Consider the following 22,697-nt stretch of genomic DNA (forward strand, 5'->3'; position numbering starts at 1 on the left):
GGACAGCGACGCCGTCCTGCCTCGGCGCCAAGGCTCAGCTCAACTCGATGCGATCGGCATGGATGACGATCTGCCCTTGCTTGTAGAGCGCACCAATGGCCTTCTTGAAGTTGCCCTTGCTGACCCCGAACAAACCACTGATCACGGTCGGATCGCTCTTGTCGCTGACCGCCAGCACACCGTTGTTTTCACGCAACTTGGCAAGGATCTTGGTGTTCAGGCTGCCGGAGGCTTCCTCGCCCACGGGTTGCAGGCTCAGGCTGATCTTGCCGTCGGCACGGATCTCCTTGATAAAGCCTTTTTCCTCTTTGCCGGCACGCAGGAACTTGAACACTTCGTTCTTGTGAATCAGGCCCCAATGCTTGTTGTTGATGATCGCCTTGAAGCCCATGTCGGTCGCTTCGGCCACCAGCAGGTCGACTTCCTGGCCGAGGGCGTAGCTGGCCGGCGTCTTGTCCAGGTAACGATCCAGGCGCGCGGTGGCAGTGATGCGACGGGTATGCTTGTCGAGGTAGACATGCACCACGCAATAGTCACCGGCGGTCAACTGACGCTTCTCTTCGGAATACGGCAACAGCAGATCCTTGGACAATCCCCAATCGAGGAATACACCAATACTGTTAACTTCCTTGACTTTGAGACTGGCGAACTCACCGACCTGAACTTTGGGTTTTTCCGTGGTGGCAATCAACTTGTCAGCACTGTCCAGATAAACGAAAACATTGAGCCAGTCTTCATCTTCACTGGGAATATCCTTGGGGATATAACGGTTGGGCAGAAGAATCTCGCCGTCCGCGCCACCGTCCAGATACAAACCGAAATTAGTGTGTTTAACCACTTGCAAGCTGTTATAACGCCCGACTAAAGCCATTTCCAATACCCTCATTGCGTGGCTGGCATTCTACCCGAGTTTGGCGGTACTGTTTCACAGCACGTGCCGCCGGCTGAAAAGCCCGCTGCAAGGCTTGATTTTCAAGGGCTTGCCGACAAAAACATACCCGTTCGTCAGACCAGCGACGGTGTTCGCCCTTGAAATCCTGCCTTTTCGTGGAAAATATCGAGGCATGGTTACGAGTCAAAACAGTAGCTTAGCCAACAATAACCAGGTCCGCGTGAAGCCATTACGAATACCTCCCTACCTGTGTACTGGATATTTATCAAGCAATTGTCAAGCCTTTCAGGTAGAATGATCGATCCAGTTAATATCTACACAGGTTAATGGCCGCCATGCGCGTAAAAGCATCCAACAGCAAAGCAAAGCCCGCTCCAGCCGTTGAAACCAGCGATTCGATCAACGAGCAAATTGCAGCTTTCCTGAAATCCGGCGGCGAGATCCAGCAAATTGCCAAAGGCGTCAGCGGCCAGACTTTCGGCCCGTCGAAACAGATCACCCTCGGCAAGAAGTAATTCCCTCCTCGCAACACCCAAGCCACTCTGCGCTTTGAACCCCAAGGCGCAGGGCTGAAGCGCCCCCCCGCCCCATAGACCGCTCCGCGCGCAAGCCACTGTGCGCCCGTACCAGCCGCTGCGGTCATCGCTGGAAACCATTGAAAGGTTGAACCACTGGCCACATAAGCGTTCCATGGAGAAATGTCCTCAACAGGGTCCCTCCATGTCGCACCGGCTGAGCGCCTTCTTCTCGTTGCTGCTTCTGAGCCTGGTACTCGGCGCCTGCTCCCGGGCAGGCCTGGCCTACCGCAACCTCGATGTGATCATCCCCTGGACTCTCGGCGACTACGTCGACATGAACCGTGGGCAGAAAGACTGGTTCCGCGAACGCCTCAAGGAGCACCTGCACTGGCATTGCACCACGCAATTGCCCGACTACCTCGACTGGCTCGAACGTGTGCAGCAGATGATCGAAACCGGACAGGTCACCGATGCCGCCGTGCAGGCCCGCACCGCCGAGGCCCGCCAGGCCATTGCCCAGGTGACGCGTGCCATTACCCCCTCGGCGGTCGAACTGCTACGGGGCCTGAGCGATCAACAGGTGGCCGAGATGAACCAGGCCTTTGCCAAGGACCAGCGTGAGCATCGGGCCGAATACGTGGTCCCACCCCTCGACGAACAGATCCGCGAGCGCGCCGAGCGCATGAGCAAGCGCCTCAAGGGTTGGCTCGGGCCGCTGAGCCTGAGCCAGCAGCAACGCATCACCGCCTGGTCCACCAGCCTGGGCGAACAGAACCGCCTATGGGTGGCCAACCGGATGAATTGGCAACTGCAATTGAGCGAGGCAGTCGAACAGCGCCAGCGCGCGGACTTCCCGCAACGGATCGAACAGTTGCTGCAAGATCAGGACAGCCTGTGGACCGCCGAATACCGTCAGGCCCACCAGCGAGCGGAGCAGGCCAGCCGCAATCTGCTGGTGGCGCTGATGGCCGAGAGCAACGCCGACCAACAGGCGCGCCTACTGAAGAAGATCGAGGAAATGCGGCATGACTTCGCGCAACTCAAATGCCTGAAAACGGCCCAGGCTGATTAAGCAAAGGCCGTCGTGCAGAGGCAGGGAAATCAGGCGATCTGTGCCTTGGCGGCCAATTGGTCGAAGGTGGCCGGGTCCAACGCATCGGCCTGCTCGTCGAGGACCTGCAAAGGGTGGTCATTGCCGGGAATGCTGCTGTCGAGCAGGCTCAGCAAGCTGGAGCCACGAAGCGTGAGGATAAAGTTCTCGCCATTGCCGCCCTCAGTCTCCGGACGGCTCTCGATATAGCCGTTCTTCAACAACAGCCGCTCATAGTCGGCCGCCTGGGCCTTCAGATCATCGAGACTACCTGTCGCCTGCCCCAGTGCCGCCTGGGCGGTGGCGTGCTCCTCGGCGTAGGCCCGAGGGGCGAAGTTATGGCCGGCGCAGTTCTGCGCTTCATGAAGCAGACGTTCGATCAGTTCCCAGTTGTAAGTCGTCATACTGATTACCCCTTTGCGTAGGCGAGTGAGAGGCCTTGCATAAGGGTTGACCGGTGGCGGCCACGGCGGTTCAGCCGGGGTGGCGGCGGGGATGACCAGTGGACGCAGGCCGGACAACACCTTGACGTTTTAGCCTAGACGAAACAGGGCAGCCTGCGCTGCCCCGTTCCTGCTCCTAGCGACCGCCCGATCTAGAGACTGTCGCTGGTGGAAAAGCCGCCGCAACTCCCGGATCCGGACGAGCTGGACGAGCTACCGGAGCTGGAACTGGAACTGGAACCACCCGACGAACCGCTGCCAAAGAAGCTGCCTGAACTGCTGCGCGAGCTACTGCTTCGACTGCTGCTCGGGCGGGCACTGCTATGCTGGGTGGGGGCAACCACGATGAACTGACGACGGTTCGCCACCTCATTCACCACTTGGGAGAGCGCGATCGCACCCTGCATGAACCCAATGAGCAACGCCTCAATATCCACATTCCGGTAGTCGTAGCTGGAACTGACCAGCCCCTCTGACTGCAACGCACGCTCCAGCTGCTTGGCCCGCTCATAGTTATTCTTGGCCTCCAGGTACTGCCGCTCCAGAGACGGCACGCGCAGCAGCAACACTTCCAGTTCCGCCCGCAGATCACGCACCCGGCGCACCAGCTCGTCATCCTGCCCGCCCTGGGTCTGCCCGGCCAGGCTCGCCAAGGTCAGGTCATTCATCTCGGCCAGTTGCAGGGACAACAGCTCGGACGCCTTGACGAAATCCTCGTCACGCTTGCTGGCGTAGGGCTCCAGGCGCTGATGGATCAGATTGGCCTGTGCCTTGCTCGCTTCCAGCGCCGACTGCGCTTGCCGCTGGCGCTCTTGCAAGGCCGGCACATCGCTGTTGGACAAGGCACTTTGATGCAGTCGCGCACGTTCGGCCTCCTGGGCCGCCCGATTTGCCTGACGCTCCTTGCCAACCGCCTCATTGGCTCGCTGCATCGCCAGCAAGGTGCGCTCGGCGGCGCTGTTCTGGGTGAAATTGCACAGTCGCGCAATCCAACGGTCCAGCCCGCGCCAGACAAGCTTGTCAGCGTAACCCTGCGTCCCGAATCCGCGGTCACGAAGGTAGACGTAAAGCCCATCGCCCTGGAATGCCAGGAGCTTGAGCCGACACTCATCCCGCAGTTCCTTGTAGGACTGCTCGTCAGCCTCGCTGACCAGGGCCATCTGTTGCTGGTACCGGGGATCCTGCTCGACTTGCTGATCGAGACCGGCAGCCAGGCTCGAAGACTCCTCGGCCAAGTCGGCAATCGTCTGCAACTGCCCGGCAATATCCGCTTCCACCGCCGCCAGGTCCTGGCGCAGAGCAGCTTCGGCCTGCCCGCGCTGGTCGAGCAGGCGCTGGACCTCGACGGAAAGCGGCGCACCGCCGGACAACTGATAATTGGCGATATGCGGAAAGGCGTTGCTGATCCCCTGCTGCAGACGCAACTCCTGGTCGTGCGCAGCGGACAACTCGAGTTGCAGTTGGCGCAGCAGCGCCTCCTGGTTCCGGGAGTTGTCACGGATCGTGGCTTCTATGCGACTCGCGTTCATTACCACTCCAGGATGTAATCAGGTTTGCTTTTGACCGGCCCTTTGACGAATGCAAAGGACAGCGAGTTGGCCGCCTTTTTCCCCATCAGCCGATCATCGACGAGGCCATCCGCCAGCTTGTCGTTCTTGACCGCCTGATAGGTGGCCTGATTGACCCGCACGCCAAAAATCGAGGCATAACGCCGCTCCCCGGTCTCGACACTGGTAATCGGCAGCGGGACCACATTGCCCGAGGCGTCGAGCGCTTCGGTCAACAGGTACCAACTCTTGCCTCCCGTCGGATCAAAGTTGCGCTCAACCATCGACTTCTCGCCGGTCCGGCTGACCACTTCCAGGGTCAAGGGCGTGGCCGCTATCGCCCGCAGTTGCTCGACCGCCTGCAATCCTTGCTCGGCAGCCGTGGCATCCATGCCCTTGACGGCCTGGTCGACCTTGGCAAGCAACGGCTGGAACTGCTCGGCATCCGCCTTGCTCAAGCCCATCTTGCGCACCTGCTCCTGTGCATCCTGCAGTTTCGCCAGCCAGGGCCTGATCGCGCTCGTTTGCGCATTCAGCGCATCCAGTTGAGCCGTCAGCGCCTTCATGTCGGCGCTGTCTTTCTTCAGGCTCTTGAGCGCCGCGTTGGCCTGCTTGGCGTCCTCTTTGTAGCTCTGCTGCGTGACCTGCACCGGCAGCGTGATCTGCTCTGCTCCACGCGCGGCCTCCAGCACCGGCCCGGTCTGTTCAAAGACCTGCCGGGCAGCGGGCAAATTCGTGACCAGCGCGTCAGCCTTGAGCATCGCGACCTGTTTTTCCAGCTGCTCACGCTGCCCGGCATGGCTTGCCACCAGTTCCCGAGTCTCATCTACTTTATTCTGGGCGGCTCTGATCGACGCCTCACCAAAAGACGGACCCATCAGCACCAACCAGAGTCCCACCCCCAGGATCCCGATGGCAGGCACCAGCCAGCGCCCCCGGGTGATATAGGCCCGGGCCAGCCATCGGCTCAACGGGCCGACCGGTGCCGAAGGCGCCTGATACGTCAGGCGGTTGGCAAAGAAGTTGCGCACCCCCTCCTCGACCAGGGCATCCTCGACTTCGATCCCCTTGGCCCGGTAAAACTCGCGGATCTGCTCGGCCACCCGCAGGCGATGCTTGGGAAGGTCCAGTTGTTTCTGCAGTTCGGCCTGGCTGAAACGCATTTCGTCGATCAGCGCCATGGCCCCCATCTGCTCGCTGAGGGAGACAACGTTGCTCACTTCAGATCCCCTTTTGCAGGAGCGCGCTGAAGCGGCGCTTGCTGTCCTCGGTGATCGACTCGATTTCCATCGCCGCCGCGGAGGACTCCTTGCGCAACTCCTGAATCAGACTCAGGCTACTGGCCTGGAAGTCCACCACGGCGTCAGCCAGGGCCTTGACCGAACTGGCTTTCAGGGTCGAGCCGTAACCCGCCTTGAGCGCCGCATTCAGCTGGTCGCCGCCGACCTTGGCCTGGATTTCCAGGCTGGAGTTGATCCCCTCGTTCATCGCATTCAGGGTGTTGGTCACCTCGGCCAGCCCGCCGGACGAGGTAAAGCCCGCCGCGAGGCCAGTCAGGACGATTTCGTTGGTGGCGAAAAAGCTCACGGCACGCTGGTACAGGCGCTCTTTCACGCTGTGGTACTGGCTCAGGCGGGCGAACACCAGCTCGGCCGCGTTGTAGGCGGTCTTCAACTGGTCGGCGATGTCGGTGATGATCTGGTAGCGCTTGTCCTCATCCTGCAGGTCGCGCAGGGCAACGTCCCGGGCCAGTTCGAGCTTGGCCCGTTCGGTCGCCTCAAGCTCGGCGCCCTCCAGGGCGGCCCCGGCTTCGGTCAGGGACTGGCGCCCGGTATCCATCTTCGCCTGGGCGATTTTCTGCACTTCGCAGGCATCCACTTCGGCGGTTTTCATTGCCAGGCGATAGTCCTGGTAAGCCTCGAGAATCAGGTTTTCCAGCTGGATCTGCTCATTCGCCGATTTCGCCACACTCAGGTAGTTCTTGCGAATGTCTTCAAAGCGATCCGGGATCGAGCCACGGCGCATATTCATCCAGCCCAGCTGGATGCGCTCGGAGAATTGCAGCTTGCCGTCGGCCATCCACTCCATCATCTGCCGGGCATCGGTCTGGATCGAATCGAAGCTGGCGGCGATATCGGCATAACGGGTGCTGATATCCATGCTCTGCAACTTGTCGCGGACCGCGGCATTGAACACGGTGGACTGTTGCAGGGTGGCGGCGATATTGGTGACACGGGTGGGGTCATACACCGACACCTTGTCCAGCAGCGCCAGCACCGGGGCATTCTGGTCTGGGAATGTGATGCCGATGGAGCGCAGAGCAGACATGGAGCGTTCGAGGTAGTTCATCAATTATTCCCTATATGGAGCCTTCCAGGGCTCCATCATCCTGCCGACGTGAGCGCGAAATACTACCAGAGCGCCGTGGTTGAAGTTCCCATCTGACTGCGGTTTTTTAGCAAAGTGCCACTACCGCTTTCCACTATTTGCAAGACCGTTGCGCAAGCACAGCCGCACAAAAACGCCAATGCCCCGACAAGTCGGGGCATTGCTATGAAACACGCGCTTCACTGCGTTTTCACGCAGCTATCAGCGGCTTATTCGGCAGCCGGCGCTTCCGGCTTGCGACGCTTGAGCGGCGCCATGCCGTCCTTGCTGACCAACGACAGGGCATCGGTCTTCGGTCGGTTGGCGATCTTGCGTTTGGTCGGTGCCTTGGCGGCCGACTTCTTCTTGTCGCCCTTGGCGTCGGTCTTTTTCTTCTTCACGCCCACGGCCTTGCCCGAAGCCTTGACCTTCTTCGGCCCGCCATAGGTGCCTTTGACTTCCTTGATGGTGCGACGCTCGAAGCTCTGCTTGAGGTAGCGCTCGATGCTCGACATCAGGTTCCAGTCGCCGTGGCAGATCAGCGAGATCGCCAGACCGTCGTTACCGGCACGCCCGGTGCGACCGATACGGTGCACGTATTCGTCGCCGCTGCGGGGCATATCGAAGTTGATCACCAGGTCCAGGCCGTCCACGTCCAGGCCGCGTGCGGCGACGTCGGTGGCCACGAGGATCTTCACCCCGCCCTGCTTCAGGCGGTCGATGGCCAGCTTGCGGTCTTTCTGGTCCTTCTCGCCGTGCAGGACGAAAGCCTTGTATTCCTGAGCCACCAGGCGGCCGTAGATACGGTCGGCCATGGCTCGGGTGTTGGTGAAGACAATGGCTTTCTGATAGGTCTCGTTGGCCAGCAGCCAGTTGAGGATCTGCTCTTTGTGCTGGTTGTGGTCAGCGGTGATGATCTGCTGGCGCGTGGTGTCGTTCAGCTGGCTGACCGCATTGAGCTGCAGGTGCTCAGGGTTGTTCAGGACCTTGGCGATCATATCGCGCAGGCCGGAACCACCGGTGGTGGCGGAGAACAGCATGGTCTGCTGACGGTTGGTGCACTCGTCCACCAGACGCTGCACGTCTTCGGCAAACCCCATGTCGAGCATGCGATCGGCTTCGTCGAGCACCAGCACTTCGACTTCTTTCAAGTCCAGGTTGCCGGCGTTCAGTTGCTCGATCATCCGCCCCGGGGTGCCGATGAGGATATCCGGCACCTTGCGCAGCATGGCGGCCTGGACCTTGAAGTCTTCACCGCCGGTGATCAGGCCGGACTTGATGAAGGTGAACTGGGAGAAGCGTTCGACTTCCTTGATGGTCTGCTGGGCCAGCTCGCGGGTCGGCAGCAGAATCAGGGTCTTGATGCTGACACGCACCTTGGCCGGGCCGATCAGGCGATTGAGGATCGGCAGGACGAACGCAGCGGTTTTGCCGCTGCCGGTCTGCGCCGTCACCCGCAGGTCACGCCCCTGCAACGCCAGCGGAATGGCCGCGGCCTGCACCGGCGTAGGCTCGACAAATTTAAGCTCGGCCACGGCTTTGAGCAGGCGTTCGTGCAGGGCGAATTCGGAAAACACGGGTGCTACCTCGAAGAAATACAAAATATCAGCGGCATAGGGTAACGGTTTCGAGCGCCGAGGCCGAGTTTCTTTGTGAAAAGCGCGACAAACAGCGCTGTTTTTCTGCGCTGGATGGGTTGGCATGACGATAGTCAGTCGGAGTCTGGTTCATCTCCACACGAAAGTGCCGATTGAAATTGGAGAGGTTGCAGTAACCCACCTCGAAACAGATGTCCGCCACCGACATCTGGGTTTGCAGCAACAAACGGCAGGCGCGCTGGACCCGAAGCTTGCGCATCAGGTCGATAAAGCCGTGCCCGGTAATACGTTTGAAAAACCGTGAGAACCCCGGTTCACTCATCCCCAACTGCCCGGCGATCACTGACAGCCGGACATCCCCCGTCAATTCCCTGAGCAGGTAATCGAACGCTTTGTGGATGCGCTCGGCGCTCCGCTCATCCAGCGAGGGCATATAACAGGTGCTGGCCAGACAGCACGCCTCATTCTCCGGCGCACTTGCCAGGGTGTTCAGCAATTGCAGGAACATCAGCAAACGCTGCAAACCCTGGGCAGGACCGATGGCCTCCAACAGCCGGGCCGCTTCAAGCGCCGTATCGCCGGTAAATTCCAGGCCGCGCCGGGCACGCTCGAACAGCACCTGCAAATCGCCAAGCTCGGGCATGGCTTCGCGCAGGGCCAGCAGCGCCGCGCCGTTGAATTGCAACACCACATCGCGGCCCACCAGGTGCTCTCCCGGCGCCAAGTCGCCCATCCAGTCATGGGGCAGGTCCGGCCCCATCATCGCCACATGGCCGGCGGCAAACGCACCGATGTAATCGCCCGCCAACAGTTTGCCGCTGCCCTGGCGGATCAGATGGATTTCGTATTCGGGATGGTGATTCCAGCGGGCAAGCGCGTAGGGGTAGTCGTGCTCGTACCAGCGAAAGCTGTGTTCCGGCTGGGGCAGGATGACTTCCAGCTCGGCCGGGTGCTGCTCGAATAGCGCGGTGCGGCGGTCAGGCATGGCTTGCCCCTTTTATAGTTCTGAACGGAAACATAGCCGGATCAAGCCGTCTTCGCTACCCAGGGCACGGCTCATGACTGGTACTTTTTTGATCCTGCCAAGGACAAGCCGGCACGATTAAAAAAGTATCGGTTTCTCGTCCTCAACGCGTTTGTTGCGCCTTCCGGGAGCTGCTGTAATCCAGCCGTCACCCGCCGCGGGCCAGGACGTTTTTGACCAGCCGCGGCTTACAACAACAATAATGATTCCACGCCAGCGGCGTGGAGTGGAGAGCATCATGAAGACCCGGCATCACGCGCTCATCCTGTCCGCGGGCTTGTCTTTGGCCTGTGCCGCCCAAGCCGCCGAGACCCTCACCATTGCGACGGTGAATAACAGCGATATGATCCGCATGCAGCGGCTCTCCAAGGTTTTCGAAGAACAGCATCCTGACGTCAAGCTGAATTGGGTCGTACTGGAAGAGAACGTCCTGCGCCAACGGCTGACCACTGACATTGCGACACAAGGCGGGCAGTTTGACGTCTTGACCATCGGCACTTACGAAACACCGCTGTGGGCCGCCAAGCATTGGCTGGAGCCGATGAAGGATCTGCCGGCGGCCTACGATGTCGCCGATATATTCCCGTCGGTGCGCCAGGGCCTGTCCCTCGACGGCACCCTCTATGCCCTGCCCTTCTACGGTGAAAGTACCGTCACCTATTACCGCACGGACCTGTTCAAGCAGGCCGGGTTGACGATGCCCGAACATCCGACCTGGACCCAGCTCGGCCAGTTCGCCGCCAAATTGCACCATCCCGATAAAGAGCAATACGGCATGTGCCTGCGTGGCAAGGCCGGTTGGGGCGAGAACATGGCGCTCCTCAGCACCATGGCCAATACCTTTGGTGCGCGCTGGTTCGACGAGCAATGGCAGCCCGAGCTGACCGGACCTGAGTGGACCGCCGCAGCCAATTTCTACGTCAACACCCTCAAAAACTATGGCCCGCCGGGTGTTTCAAGCAATGGCTTCAACGAAACCCTGGCCCTGTTCAACAGTGGCAAATGCGCCATCTGGGTCGATGCCAGCGTCGCCGGCTCCTTTACCACCGACAAGACCCAAAGCCGAGTCGCCGACACGGTGGGCTTCGCCCCGGCGCCCGTCGAAGTCACGGACAAAGGCGCGTCCTGGCTGTATGCCTGGTCATTGGCGATACCCGCCACCTCCCAGCACAAAGAGGCCGCCAAGGCCTTCATCACCTGGGCCACGTCGAAAGACTACATACAACTGGTCGCCGACAAGGACGGCATCACCAATGTGCCGCCGGGCACCCGCCTGTCCACTTACAGTGACGCCTACCTGAAAGCCGCGCCCTTCGCCGAAGTCACCCTGCAGATGATGAAGAACGCCGACCCTGCCCATCCGTCGGCCAAGCCTGTGCCCTATGTTGGCATCCAGTACGTGACGATTCCCGAGTTCCAGGCCATTGGCACCTCGGTGGGCAAACTGTTTTCCGCCGCGCTCACCGGCCAGGTGTCGGTGGAACAGGCACTGAGCGAGGCTCAGAGCACCACGCTCAAGGACATGAAACGCGCGGGCTACCCTAAAAAATAACCCCCCTGGCTGCCGCCGCCCTTTGGCCGGCAGCCCCGTATTTTCGCAAACGGGAAAACAGCTGATGAAACGACTTGAAGGAAAAAGCGCATTGGTGACGGGTTCGGCTCGTGGCATCGGACGCTCATTCGCCGAAGCCTACATCCGCGAAGGCGCCCGCGTGGCGATCGCCGATATCAACCTGGAGCGCGCACAGGCGACGGCCATCGAACTGGGCCCGAAGGCTTACGCGGTAAAAATGGACGTCACCGACCAGGCTTCCATCGACGATGCCATTGCCACCGTGGTGGCCCAGACCGGCAAACTCGACATCCTCGTCAACAATGCTGCGCTGTTTGATTTGGCACCGATTACCGAGATCACCCGCGAAAGCTACGAGCGTCTGTTCTCAATCAATGTGGCCGGCACCTTGTTTACCCTTCAAGCCGCCGCGAAACAGATGGTCGGCCAGGGCCATGGCGGAAAGATCATCAACATGGCCAGCCAGGCCGGACGTCGCGGTGAAGCCCTGGTCGCGGTGTACTGCGCAACCAAGGCGGCCGTGATCAGCCTGACCCAGTCTGCCGGCCTGAACCTCATCAAGCACCAGATCAACGTCAATGCCATCGCTCCCGGGGTGGTCGACGGTGAGCACTGGGACGGCGTCGATGCCCTGTTCGCCAAGCACGAAAATCGCCCCTTGGGAGAAAAGAAGAGACTGGTGGGAGCGGAAGTGCCCTATGGCCGAATGGCCACCGCTGAAGACCTGACGGGAATGGCGATCTTCCTTGCCTCGGCGGAGAGCGACTATGTCGTGGCCCAAACCTACAACGTCGACGGCGGGAACTGGATGAGCTGAGACGGGAATCCGCTCGCCAGCGAGATTTTTGTGAGCGGGCTTGTCTGCAATGGTCATCTTCCAGGTGTTAAATGATCTAATCCCCCCGATCATTTCCTTCAGAAGATTCGTCATCCCCCATGGATATCCAACAGCTCTGGCTGCGCACCCAGGATTTTTTCGGCGCACTCGATCAACATCCCCTGCTGCAGGCGGGGCTCGGCCTGGCATTGTTGCTGATCGTGGCGCTGGTGCTCGGCCGGGTGGCGCGTTATCTGATGCTGCACACCGCCCGGCTGCTGGGGCGCCAGCCGGCGCTGCACTGGGTCAACGATCTGCTGCAGAACAAGGTTTTCCATCGACTGGCGCAAACCACGCCGTCGCTGGTGATCCAGTTCGGCCTGCACCTGGTGCCGGAACTGAGCAAGAACGGCCTGATCTTCTTCGGCAATGTCGCGCTGGCCTTTACCTTCCTGTTCCAGGTACTGGCCATGAGCGCCCTGCTCAATGCTCTGCTGGACATCTACGCCCGCACCGAACACGCCCGCACGCGCTCGATCAAGGGTTATGTGCAACTGGCGAAGATGGTGCTGTTCGTGTTCGGCGCCATCGTTATCGTCGCCACGCTGATCGACCGTTCGCCGCTATTGCTGCTGTCGGGCCTGGGTGCCATGTCGGCGGTGATCCTGTTGGTCTACAAGGACACCCTGCTGTCCTTCGTCGCCAGCGTGCAGTTGACCAGCAACGACATGCTGCGGGTCGGCGACTGGATCGAGATGCCCCAGGTCGGTGCCGACGGCGATGTGGTGGACATCACCCTGCATACGGTCAAGGTGCAGAACTTCGACAAGACCATCGTCTCGATCCCGACCTGGCGGCTGATGAGCGAGTCGTTCCGCAACTGGCGCGGCATGCAGCAATCCGGTGGCCGGCGGATCAAGCGCAGCCTGTTCATCGACGCCGGGGCCGTGCGCTTCCTCCACGATGACGAAGAACAGCGGCTGAGCCGGGTGCATCTGCTGACCGGTTACATCAGCCGCAAGCAGGCCGAGCTCAAGGCCTGGAACGAGGCCCAGGGCAATGTGGCGGCGATGTCGGCGAACCGCCGGCGCATGACCAACCTGGGGACCTTTCGCGCCTATGCCCTGGCGTACCTGAAGAGTCATCCGGAAGTCCAGCAGGGCATGACCTGCATGGTCCGCCAGATGCAGACCACGGCCCAGGGCGTGCCGCTGGAGATCTACTGCTTCACGTCCACCACCGTCTGGGCCGATTACGAGCGGATCCAGGGGGATATTTTCGATTACCTGCTGGCGGTACTGCCGGAGTTCGGCCTGAGCCTGTACCAGCAGCCCAGCGGCAACGACCTGCGGGCCGGAATGCTGCCGGCGCTATTGGGTGCCAGCCATATTCCCGAGCCGCAAGAGCATGCGCTCTAGGCCTTGAGCGGGCGGGCGCCCAGGCGGCTGACCCAGACCGCCGCCAGGATCACCAGGCCACCGAAGAACAACCGCCCCAGCGGTTCATGCTGATTCCAGATCAGCAGGTTGATCAGCAAGCCCACCGGCACGTGCAGGTTGTTCATCACCGCCAACGTACCGCCATTGACCAGGCACGCCCCCTTGTTCCACCAGTACATGCCCAGCGCCGTGCTGACCAGCCCGAGGAACAGCAACACGCCCCACTGCAAGGGGGCCACGGCCAGGTAACCGCTCTTGCCGAACAACAAAAACGCCGGCAGCGCCACCGCCAATGCCCCCAGGTAGAAATAGCCGAAACGCCGATAATGCGGCTGGTCGCTGGGGTGACGCGCCACCAGGTGCTTGTAGAGCACCTGCCCGGCGGCATAGGTGAAGTTGGCCAGTTGCAGCAACAGGAAACCCATGAAGAAATCCGGATTGATCCGGTCGTAGCGAATCACCGCCGCACCGGCCACCGCCACCAACGCAGCGAGCAAGGCCCAGGGATTGAAACGCCGGTTCAAGGCATCTTCGATCAGGGTCACGTGCAAAGGCGTGAGGATGGTGAACAACAAGACCTCCGGTACCGTCAGCACCCGGAAACTCAGGTACAGGCACACGTAGGTGACGCCGAACTGCAAGGCACCGATCAGCAACATGCCGCGCATGAACGCCGGCTCCACCTGACGCCAGCGGGTCAAGGGAATGAACACCAGGCCGGCCAGCAGCACCCGCACCAGCACGGCGAAGTAGCTGTCGACGTGACCGGCCAGGTATTCACCGATCAGACTGAAGGAAAACGCCTGGAGCAGCGTGACGAAAAGTAGATAGCCCATGAGTGCCTCGCAAATAATGGCCGCGACCTTAGCGACTTTCTGCCGCACAAGGAATCCAGGGCAAAAAAAAACCCGATCGGCTGGGCGGCCGGATCGGGTTGCATGCACTCAGGGAGCAACCAGTGCAAAGGGAGGTTCGATGCGCAAACAACTTGAAGGGGCTGTTTGAATAACTTTTGCTGACGCCACTTAAACAACCGGCGATTAGCTGAACATTAAGCCCTCAAGCCACCTGTGCGATCCGCGCCTTGGCCTGGTTCAGGCCTTTTTCCTGGAAGTCGCCACCCATGTTCAGGCCTTCGGCGTGAATGAAGGTGACGTCGTGGATCCCGATAAACGCCAGCACCTGGCGCAGGTAGGGTTCCTGATGATCGTTGGTGCCACCGGCATACAACCCGCCGCGTGCGGTCAGAACATAGGCTCGCTTGCCGATCAGCAGACCCTGCGGACCGGTGTCGGTGTACTTGAAGGTCAAGCCGGCACGCAGCACATGGTCGAGCCAGGCCTTGAGCGTGCTCGGGATCGCGAAGTTGTACATCGGCGCGGCCAGCACCAGCACGTCGGCCGCCAGCAGTTCGTCGGTCAAGTGATTGGAGCGCTCCAGCGCGGCCTTCTCGATGGTCGAGCGTTGCTCGACAGGTTTCATCCAACCACCCAGCAGGTGGCTGTCCAGATGCGGCACCGGGTCGGTCGCCAGGTCACGAACCGTGATCGGATCGGCCGGGTGGGCAGCTTGCCATTGGCCGATGAACTGCTGGGTCAACTGGCGGGAAACCGAGTCTTGCTGGCGGGCGCTGCTTTCGATGATCAGTACGCGAGACATGGGATATAGGCTCCATCGCTAAGGGTTGTAAGTCGATGGAGCGAAGATTAAACAGCGATTAACCGATAAAAAAGCCGAAAAAATGACTGCAACCTATCTATAAATTTGTTGATAGGCGGAGCATGCTTGGCAGAATGCTCCTCGGGTGTCATTTCGCTACGCAGGTCAGTTGCAGGCTCAATCGGATAATGCTGCGGGTGAATTTGATGCTGGCATTCTTGCTTTGCCCGGCCCCCAGTTCGAGCTTGCGGGTCCGCGGGGCCTCGGGCCCATTACGGAAGACCACCGTGCACAGGGCATCGGTTTTCCCGTAGTTGTTCACCTGGATGGAGCCGATATCCGTATCGGTATCAAAGGTCGTGTAGTCGATGCTCTGGCCGTTGAGTTGTTTTTCAACGTCGATGGGATAGGCAAACGCCGTCAACGGCAGCATGGCCAGCAACACACAACAGATTTTTCTCATTCGGCAGTCTCCAGTAAGGACCGCCAGCTTAGGACAAGAGGAACCCAACTTGAAAGCGCCCCGCGTGACCCTTGATCAATGGCGAACGCTGCAGGCCGTGGTCGATCACGGTGGCTTCGCCCAGGCCGCCGAAGCCCTGCACCGTTCGCAGTCATCCGTCAGCTACACCGTGGCCCGCATGCAGGATCAGCTCGGCGTGCCGCTGCTGCGCATCGACGGGCGCAAAGCCGTGCTCACCGAAGCCGGCGGCGTGCTGCTACGGCGCTCCCGGCAACTGGTGAAACAGGCCAGCCAGCTGGAAGACCTGGCCCACCATATGGAACAGGGCTGGGAAGCCGAAGTACGCCTGGTGGTGGACGCCGCCTACCCCAACGCGCGCCTGGTCCGGGCGCTGACCGCGTTCATGCCGCAGAGCCGCGGTTGCCGTGTGCGCCTGCGCGAAGAAGTGCTGTCGGGCGTCGAGGAAGTCTTGCTCGAAGGCGTCGCCGACCTGGCCATCAGCGGCTTCAATATCCCCGGTTACCTGGGCACCGAAATGAGTGCGGTGGAGTTTGTCGCCGTCGCCCACCCGGAACACGCCCTGCATCGCCTGCAACGCACCTTGACCTTCCAGGACCTGGAAAGCCAGTTGCAGGTGGTGATCCGCGACTCCGGCCGCCAGCAACCAAGGGACGTCGGCTGGCTCGGCGCCGAGCAGCGCTGGACCGTCGGCAGCCTGGCTACCGCTGCCACCTTTATCGGCAATGGCCTGGGCTTTGCCTGGCTGCCCCGACACATGATCGAACGGGAAATCCGGGAAGGCCTGCTCAAGGTGCTACCGTTGGACCAGGGCGGCAGCCGCCACCCGACGTTTTATCTGTACTCGAACAAGGACAAACCCCTGGGGCCGGCCACGCAGATTCTCATCGAACTGCTGCGTACCTTCGACACCGCGCCTCTGGACGCGCCCTTTGCCGCTCCCCAGCAAGCCTGACAGGACGTTGATCGATGGCCTATTTCGAACACGAAGGTTGTACGCTGCATTATGAGGAATACGGCCAAGGCACGCCGGTACTGCTGATACACGGCCTGGGCTCCAGCACCCTGGACTGGGAACTGCAGATACCGGCATTGTCCGCGCAACACCGGCTGATCATCATGGACATGCGCGGCCATGGCCGCTCCGACAAGCCCCGCCAGCGCTACAGCATCGCCGGATTCAGCGCCGACATCCTGGCCTTGATCGAACACCTGAACCTGGACCGCCCGCACCTGGTGGGCATTTCCATGGGCGGGATGATCGGCTTCCAACTGGCGGTGGACCAGCCGCACGTGCTCGGGAGCCTGTGCGTGGTCAACAGCATGCCCGAGGTCAAGGTGCGCAAACCCAGCGATTATCTGCAATGGGCCTCGCGCTGGATCCTCGGCCGGGTGGTGGGCCTGAGACGCATCGGCAAGATCCTCGGCAAGGTGCTGTTTCCCAAGCCGGAACAGGCGCCATTGCGGCACAAGATGGCTGAGCGCTGGGCAAAAAACGACAAACGTGCTTATCTCGCCAGCTTCGACGCCATCGTCGGCTGGGGTGTCCAGGAACAACTTTCACGGATTGCCTGTCCAACCCTGATCGTCAGCGCCGACCATGACTACACGCCGGTCGCGTTGAAGGAAAGCTATGTCAAACTGATCGCCGATGCGCGCCTGGTGGTGATCGCCGACTCACGTCATGGCACGCCGCTGGATCAACCCCAGGTCTTCAATCAAACCCTGCTTGAGTTTCTAACTGCAGTCGAAACCACCACCCAGGATCACTGAACCATGCTGAAAAAAATCGCCCTGTTCACCGGCTCCGTCCTGTTCGCCGCCAACCTGATGGCGGCCACCGACGCCGCCAAGGCGCCCCATGTACAACTGGTGACCACCAACGGCACCATTGAAATCGAGCTGGACCCGGTCCATGCGCCGATCAGCACCAAGAACTTCCTCGCTTACGTGGACAGTGGTTTCTATAACAACACGATCTTCCACCGGGTGATTCCGGGCTTCATGGTCCAGGGCGGTGGTTTCACCGCACAGATGTCGCAAAAGCCGACCCAGGCGCCGATCAAGAACGAAGCCAGCAACGGTCTGCACAACGTGCGCGGCAGCTTGTCGATGGCGCGTACCTCGGATCCGAACTCGGCCACCAGCCAATTTTTCATCAACGTGAAGGACAATGACTTCCTCGACCCGGGCCGTGATGCCGGTTACGCGGTCTTCGCCAAGGTGGTCAAGGGTATGGAAGTGGTCGATATCATCGTCAACTCGCCTACCACCACCAAGCAAGGCATGTCGGACGTGCCATCGGACCCGGTGTATATCAAGTCGGCCAAAAGGATCGATTAAGAACAGCGGCAAGCCTCAAGCCTCAAGCTTGGAGCTTGCCACTGCCCCACCTCAAGGAGAGCCCGCCTGACGGGCGCAGAACCCATGCTCTATCGTCGTTTTGAACAACTGATCGATATTTTCCGCGACGCCCCCACTGCCGCCCCGCCGAACACCGTCCTGCCCTTCTACCTGTATTACCTGCGCCAGGTCTGGCCAAGTTTCGCCGCACTGTTGATCGTCGGCTTGTTCGCCGCCTTGATCGAAGTGGCGCTGTTCAGCTACCTGAGCCGGATCATCGACCTGGCCCAGGGCACCCCGAATACCGAATTCTTCCAGATCCATGGCCGCGAGTTGCTGTGGATGGCCGTGGTCGCCCTGATCCTGCGCCCGATCTTCTTCGGTCTGCACGACCTGCTGGTGCACCAGACCATCAGCCCGGGCATGACCAGCATGATCCGCTGGCAAAACCACAGCTACGTGCTCAGGCAGAGCCTGAACTTCTTCCAGAACGACTTCGCCGGACGCATCGCCCAGCGCATCATGCAGACCGGCAACTCCTTGCGTGACTCCGCCGTCCAGGCGGTCGACGCGCTCTGGCATGTGCTGATCTATGTCATCAGCTCCCTGGTGCTGTTCGTCGAGGCGGACTGGCGCCTGATGATCCCACTGCTGGTCTGGCTGGCCGGCTACATCGGCGCCCTGTACTACTTCGTGCCACGGGTGAAGGAGCGCTCGGTGATCTCCTCCGAAGCGCGCTCCAAACTCATGGGCCGGATCGTCGACGGCTACACCAACATCGCCACTCTGAAGCTGTTCGCCCACACCCGTTTCGAGCAGCAATACGCCCGTGAAGCGCTGGTGGAACAAACCGAGAAAACCCAGCTGGCGGCCCGCGTGGTGACCAGCATGGACGTCGCCATCACCAGCCTCAACGGCCTGCTGATCGTCAGCACCACGGGCCTGGCGCTATGGCTGTGGACCCAGTCGCTGATCTCGGTCGGAGCCATCGCCCTGGCCACCGGCCTGGTGATCCGCATCGTCAACATGTCCGGCTGGATCATGTGGGTGGTCAACGGCATTTTCGAAAACATCGGCATGGTCCAGGACGGCCTGAAGACCATCGCTCAACCGATCAACGTCATCGACCGCAAACAAGCGCCGCGCCTGGTGGTCAGCCAGGGCGAAGTGCGCTTCGAGCACGTCGACTTCCACTACGGCAAACGCAGCGGCGTGATCAGCGATCTCAACCTGAGCATTCGCCCCGGCGAGAAAATCGGCCTGATCGGGCCGTCCGGTGCCGGCAAGTCGACCCTGGTCAACCTGCTGCTGCGGCTCTATGACCTGCAAGGCGGGCGAATCCTGGTGGATGGCCAGAACATTGCCGAAGTCGCCCAGGAAAGCCTGCGCGAACGCATCGGCATGATTACCCAGGACACCTCGCTGCTGCACCGTTCGATTCGCGACAACCTGCTCTACGGCAAGCCAGATGCCAGCGATGCCGAACTCTGGGAAGCGGTGCGCAAGGCCCGGGCCGATGAGTTCATCCCGCTGCTGTCGGATGCCGAGGGCCGTACCGGCTTCGACGCCCATGTCGGCGAGCGTGGCGTGAAACTCTCCGGTGGCCAGCGCCAGCGCGTCGCCATTGCCCGGGTACTGCTCAAGGACGCGCCGATCCTGATCATGGACGAAGCGACCTCGGCCCTGGACTCGGAAGTGGAAGCGGCGATCCAGGAAAGCCTGGAAACCCTGATGGAAGGCAAGACCGTGATCGCCATCGCCCACCGGCTGTCGACCATTGCCCGCATGGACCGCTTGGTGGTCCTGGAAAATGGCCGGATCGCCGAAACCGGTAGCCATGCCGAGCTGCTGGCCCATGGCGGCCTGTATGCACGCTTGTGGCAGCACCAGACCGGCGGGTTTGTCGGGATCGATTGAACCCCGTTCGGGACCGGGCGGTTGCGCGATCAGGCCTGGCGGTAAGGCAGCGCTGCCCTCGCCTCTTCGGCGTAGGCCAGGATGCCCACTCGCTCCTGGGCGAGGAAGTCCTTCACCGCCGCCCGCAGTCCCGGATGCAGCAGGTAATGCCAGGAATGGGTGATCACCGGTTCGAAGCCGCGAATCAGCTTGTGCTCGCCCTGGGCACCGGCATCGAAGCGTTGCAGACCCTGGGCGATGGCGTAGTCCATGCCCTGGTAGAAACAGGTTTCGAAATGCAGCCGGTCGAACTCCGCCAGGCAGCCCCAGTAACGACCGTAGAAACTGTCGCCGCCGATCAGGCTGAAGGCCATGGCCACCGGGCGCCCGCCTTGCTTGGCCAGGACCACGCGGATCGACTCGGGCATGCGCGCGGCCAACAGGCTGAAAAACTCCCGGGTCAGATAGGGCGTCTGCCGGCGCACGGCGTAGGTATTGGCATAGCAGGCGTAGACAAAATCCCACTGCGCCTCGCTCAACTCACGGCCTTCCAGCCATTGGAAATCGAAGCCCTGCCCGGCGACCTGCTCGCGCTCCTTGCGCATCTGCTTGCGCTTGCGTGAACTCAAGGTATCGAGGAAGTCCTGGAAATCCCGGTAACCGCGGTTCTGCCAATGAAACTGGCAACCGTAGCGCTGCAACCAGCCGGGTTGTTCAGCCAGGGCGGCATCGGCCAGGGTATCGGTGAAGTTGATATGGGCGCTGGAAAGCTCTTCGATCTCCAGATAGCCCGGCAAGGCGGCCAGCAGCTCGAAGCCATCCTCAGCCCTGGCCGCCAGCAGGCGCGCACCGCCGACCGGGCTGAACGGCACTGCGGTCAGCAGCTTGGGGTAATAGGCGATGCCCGCGCGCTGACAGGCCTCGGCCCAACCGTGATCGAACACATACTCGCCATAGGAATGCCATTTGCGATAACTCGGCAAGGCCGCCACCAGCCGACCGTCTTCCACATGCAGCAGATGCTCCGGCTGCCAGCCCGAGTGCGGGCCAAGGCTGCCGCTGTCCTCCAGGGCGCTGAGAAACCCGTGGCTGAGGAAAGGCTGGCCGTCGGGCACCAACGCATCCCATTGCTCGGCAGCGACCTCAGAGAGGCTTTGCAGACGTTGTAACGGCATCGATATCCCCAGGCAGGTGCAACACGCAGAGCGAGTATCGCGCAAGTGTGGCAGGAAGGGCGACAGGTAGAACGGAAAACCGATAAAGGTCTGAAAGCCCGCTGGGAATGGAATATTAAAAACTATTTCATTGGACTTGAAAGTCGCCTGGGAACACCATTCGACAAGGGTTCCAGGACAGCGGCCGGGTTGTCCGACAGGAGCTCTCAGGGCAGAGATGGCGGAAGGACAGAACCGCTGAGCATGTCCGAAAGACAGACAAAAAAACGCCCCGCGCGACAGTTACGTCGAACGGGGCGCCAAAAGAGCAGAGCTTACATCAGTGGAATGGTGTAGCTGACGATCAGACGGTTTTCGTCTTGGTCGCCGCTGGAAGCAACGAGGGTGCTGGTGCGCCACATCGCGTTTTTCCAGGCGAAACCGAGGTTCTTGAAGGTACCTTCAGGAATCACGTAGGACAGGCTGATATCGCGTTCCCACTCGCTCTGGCTGCCAGCGGTGTTCTGGATATTGTCGCCGTGCAGGTAAATGATACCGGCGGTCAGGCCAGGTACGCCGACCTTGGCGAAATCATAGGCATAGCGAGCTTGCCAGGTTTTCTCACCGGCACGGGCGAACTTCTGGATCTGCATGTCGGTGATGGTGCTGTTAGACGAGCCGTCACCCTGGTTCAACCATGGGAAGTCGCTGTCGCCTTTGCTGTACTGATAACCAGCACCGAAGGTGTGACCGGCAACCGAGTACAGGGCCAGGTAGCTGTACAGATCGTTGTCGACCTTGCCCTTGGTGACACCACCGCCGTAGTAACCGGAGGTGTAGTAGGCCGAGGTATTGTTGTTGGCGCCATCGCTAGTGCTGTTGTAGTAACGCAGGTCGCTTTTCAGGACGCCAGGACCAATGGCCCAGTTGTTCACCAGACCCAGGAAGTTCTGCTTGTAGAAGTCCTTCAGTTCGCCATAGTAGTACGAGGCGATCAGATCCTTGGTGATCTTGTAGTCGGCACCGGCGTACTGGAACTTGTTGCTGAACCGGCCAGTAGTGCCCTCGGAGTAGTTCGAGCTGGCGTTGGCGCCGGCAATCGACAGATCTTCGTCGTTGCTGGAGTTACGGCCCTTGGCTTTCTCGACCTGGCCGAGGGTCAGGGTCAGGTCCTTGATCTCGTTCGACTTGATCTCGCCACCGGTGAAGGTTTGTGGCAGCAGACGACCGTCGTTGTACTTGATCACCGGGTTGTTCGGCAGCAGGGTACCGATCTTCAGTTCGGTCTGCGAAACACGGACTTTACCGGTCAGGCCCAGGCTACCGAAGTCACTGACTGCACTTGGATTTTTACTGCCATTGGCTTCGGTTGGGAATACCGTACCACCAGCCGATGTTTTGGTCGCGCCGTTGGAACCACTGCCGCTGTCCAAGCGAATAGCTTCCAAGGCAATCACATCAAGGCCGAAACCTACAGTGCCTTGGGTGTAGCCGGAGTTGAAACGCAGATCGAAGCCTTGGCCCCATTCCGAGTTCAGACTCTGAGCCGGTTTGCCGCTACGGTTATCGGTGTTGATGTAGAAGTTACGCAGACCCAGGGTCGACGTAGCGCCTTCGATAAAACCTTTTGCATCAGCTTGCCCATCGGCGTACGCCTGCTGGGACAAAACCCCTACGGCCACTGCCAGGGCCAAGGTGCACTTGTTCATTGTTTCGCTCCTCTGGATTCAAACTCTTCGGGTCTTTTTGTGGCATCCGTTGCCATCACGCGGGTGCGCAGCCGTTGCCGGGGCCTGACCTGCTTTGTTGGGAGGGAATCTTGGCGTGGGGTTATTTCAGAGCCGTTGCTGGTAGAT

At 60.6% G+C, this 22,697-nt stretch carries 21 protein-coding genes; 9 read left to right on the forward strand and 12 right to left on the reverse strand.

Annotation, left to right across the window (positions count from 1 at the left end; all coding sequences use genetic code 11):
- Positions 1 to 34: 34 nt before the first annotated feature.
- The gene (locus tag HX866_RS15820) at positions 35 to 871 is read right to left on the reverse strand and encodes a CvfB family protein (RefSeq protein ID WP_177092646.1); all 837 of its coding nucleotides are present in this window, start codon (positions 869 to 871) and stop codon (positions 35 to 37) included.
- Positions 872 to 1,218: 347 nt separating this feature from the next.
- On the opposite strand from HX866_RS15820, the gene HX866_RS15825 reads away from it, so the two are divergent.
- Together HX866_RS15825 and HX866_RS15830 are read left to right on the forward strand one after the other, a co-directional pair.
- Complete coding sequence (locus tag HX866_RS15825; protein ID WP_176987101.1) at positions 1,219 to 1,407, forward strand: hypothetical protein; 189 nt, start codon at positions 1,219 to 1,221, stop codon at positions 1,405 to 1,407.
- Positions 1,408 to 1,612: 205 nt separating this feature from the next.
- On the forward strand, positions 1,613 to 2,482 hold the full coding sequence (locus HX866_RS15830) for a DUF6279 family lipoprotein (protein WP_177140081.1): 870 nt from the start codon (positions 1,613 to 1,615) through the stop codon (positions 2,480 to 2,482).
- 29 nt (positions 2,483 to 2,511) lie between these two features.
- On the opposite strand, the gene HX866_RS15835 is transcribed toward HX866_RS15830, so the two are convergent.
- From HX866_RS15835 to HX866_RS15860, 6 genes are all read right to left on the reverse strand, one after another.
- Positions 2,512 to 2,904: a transcriptional regulator gene (locus HX866_RS15835; protein WP_177140082.1), complete on the reverse strand. Its 393-nt coding sequence runs from the start codon at positions 2,902 to 2,904 to the stop codon at positions 2,512 to 2,514.
- Between the two features lie 191 nt (positions 2,905 to 3,095).
- Entirely contained in the window at positions 3,096 to 4,472 is a 1,377-nt protein-coding gene (locus HX866_RS15840; protein WP_177140083.1) for a hypothetical protein, read from the reverse strand.
- A complete protein-coding gene (locus HX866_RS34800) occupies positions 4,472 to 5,710 on the reverse strand; it encodes a DUF6384 family protein (RefSeq protein WP_177124926.1) in 1,239 nt (412 codons plus the stop codon). The genes HX866_RS15840 and HX866_RS34800 overlap by 1 nt, the downstream gene beginning before the upstream one ends.
- A gap of 1 nt (position 5,711) precedes the next feature.
- The gene (locus tag HX866_RS15850) at positions 5,712 to 6,839 is read right to left on the reverse strand and encodes a merozoite surface protein 3b (RefSeq protein WP_177140084.1); all 1,128 of its coding nucleotides are present in this window, start codon (positions 6,837 to 6,839) and stop codon (positions 5,712 to 5,714) included.
- Between the two features lie 248 nt (positions 6,840 to 7,087).
- Positions 7,088 to 8,434 carry a DEAD/DEAH box helicase gene (locus HX866_RS15855; protein WP_177092652.1) on the reverse strand — a complete coding sequence of 449 codons (1,347 nt, stop codon included), beginning with the start codon at positions 8,432 to 8,434 and terminating at the stop codon, positions 7,088 to 7,090.
- A 28-nt stretch (positions 8,435 to 8,462) separates the two neighbouring features.
- Complete coding sequence (locus HX866_RS15860; protein ID WP_177092653.1) at positions 8,463 to 9,440, reverse strand: AraC family transcriptional regulator; 978 nt, start codon at positions 9,438 to 9,440, stop codon at positions 8,463 to 8,465.
- A gap of 277 nt (positions 9,441 to 9,717) precedes the next feature.
- Between HX866_RS15860 and HX866_RS15865 the strand changes: the two genes are divergently transcribed.
- The 3 genes from HX866_RS15865 (at position 9,718) to HX866_RS15875 (ending at position 13,287) form a co-directional block, all read left to right on the forward strand.
- Positions 9,718 to 11,031, forward strand: coding sequence for an ABC transporter substrate-binding protein (locus HX866_RS15865; protein WP_177124925.1), 1,314 nt, complete (start codon positions 9,718 to 9,720; stop codon positions 11,029 to 11,031).
- A gap of 64 nt (positions 11,032 to 11,095) precedes the next feature.
- On the forward strand, positions 11,096 to 11,869 hold the full coding sequence (locus tag HX866_RS15870) for an L-iditol 2-dehydrogenase (protein ID WP_177124924.1): 774 nt from the start codon (positions 11,096 to 11,098) through the stop codon (positions 11,867 to 11,869).
- 119 nt (positions 11,870 to 11,988) lie between these two features.
- Positions 11,989 to 13,287: a mechanosensitive ion channel family protein gene (locus HX866_RS15875; protein ID WP_177140085.1), complete on the forward strand. Its 1,299-nt coding sequence runs from the start codon at positions 11,989 to 11,991 to the stop codon at positions 13,285 to 13,287.
- On the opposite strand, the gene HX866_RS15880 is transcribed toward HX866_RS15875, so the two are convergent.
- From HX866_RS15880 to HX866_RS15890, 3 genes are all read right to left on the reverse strand, one after another.
- On the reverse strand, positions 13,284 to 14,144 hold the full coding sequence (locus HX866_RS15880) for a carboxylate/amino acid/amine transporter (RefSeq protein WP_177140086.1): 861 nt from the start codon (positions 14,142 to 14,144) through the stop codon (positions 13,284 to 13,286). The two genes, HX866_RS15875 and HX866_RS15880, sit on opposite strands and share 4 nt — an antisense overlap.
- Positions 14,145 to 14,367: 223 nt before the next feature.
- A complete protein-coding gene (locus HX866_RS15885) occupies positions 14,368 to 14,967 on the reverse strand; it encodes an FMN-dependent NADH-azoreductase (RefSeq protein WP_177092658.1) in 600 nt (199 codons plus the stop codon).
- Positions 14,968 to 15,115: 148 nt separating this feature from the next.
- Complete coding sequence (locus tag HX866_RS15890; RefSeq protein WP_177100063.1) at positions 15,116 to 15,430, reverse strand: 3-phosphoglycerate kinase; 315 nt, start codon at positions 15,428 to 15,430, stop codon at positions 15,116 to 15,118.
- A 49-nt stretch (positions 15,431 to 15,479) separates the two neighbouring features.
- Here HX866_RS15890 and HX866_RS15895 point away from each other — a divergent pair, with 49 nt between their 5' ends.
- From HX866_RS15895 to HX866_RS15910, 4 genes are all read left to right on the forward strand, one after another.
- Positions 15,480 to 16,403 (forward strand): LysR family transcriptional regulator, encoded by a 924-nt coding sequence (locus tag HX866_RS15895; protein WP_100938915.1) that lies wholly within the window; start codon positions 15,480 to 15,482, stop codon positions 16,401 to 16,403.
- A 14-nt stretch (positions 16,404 to 16,417) separates the two neighbouring features.
- Positions 16,418 to 17,221, forward strand: a complete 804-nt coding sequence (locus HX866_RS15900) for an alpha/beta fold hydrolase (protein ID WP_177140087.1) — start codon at positions 16,418 to 16,420, stop codon at positions 17,219 to 17,221.
- 3 nt (positions 17,222 to 17,224) lie between these two features.
- On the forward strand, positions 17,225 to 17,791 hold the full coding sequence (locus HX866_RS15905) for a peptidylprolyl isomerase (protein WP_177092661.1): 567 nt from the start codon (positions 17,225 to 17,227) through the stop codon (positions 17,789 to 17,791).
- Positions 17,792 to 17,875: 84 nt separating this feature from the next.
- Positions 17,876 to 19,708 carry an ABC transporter ATP-binding protein gene (locus HX866_RS15910; RefSeq protein ID WP_177092662.1) on the forward strand — a complete coding sequence of 611 codons (1,833 nt, stop codon included), beginning with the start codon at positions 17,876 to 17,878 and terminating at the stop codon, positions 19,706 to 19,708.
- A gap of 29 nt (positions 19,709 to 19,737) precedes the next feature.
- Here the strand turns inward: HX866_RS15910 and HX866_RS15915 are convergent, their stop codons facing one another.
- Both HX866_RS15915 and HX866_RS15920 read right to left on the reverse strand, forming a co-directional pair.
- Positions 19,738 to 20,862 (reverse strand): GNAT family N-acetyltransferase, encoded by a 1,125-nt coding sequence (locus HX866_RS15915; RefSeq protein ID WP_177092663.1) that lies wholly within the window; start codon positions 20,860 to 20,862, stop codon positions 19,738 to 19,740.
- A gap of 314 nt (positions 20,863 to 21,176) precedes the next feature.
- Complete coding sequence (locus tag HX866_RS15920; protein ID WP_177092664.1) at positions 21,177 to 22,550, reverse strand: OprD family porin; 1,374 nt, start codon at positions 22,548 to 22,550, stop codon at positions 21,177 to 21,179.
- Between the last annotated feature and the right edge of the window lie 147 nt (positions 22,551 to 22,697).

This window comes from Pseudomonas gingeri (genome assembly GCF_013386165.1).
GTDB lineage: Bacteria > Pseudomonadota > Gammaproteobacteria > Pseudomonadales > Pseudomonadaceae > Aquipseudomonas > Aquipseudomonas gingeri_C.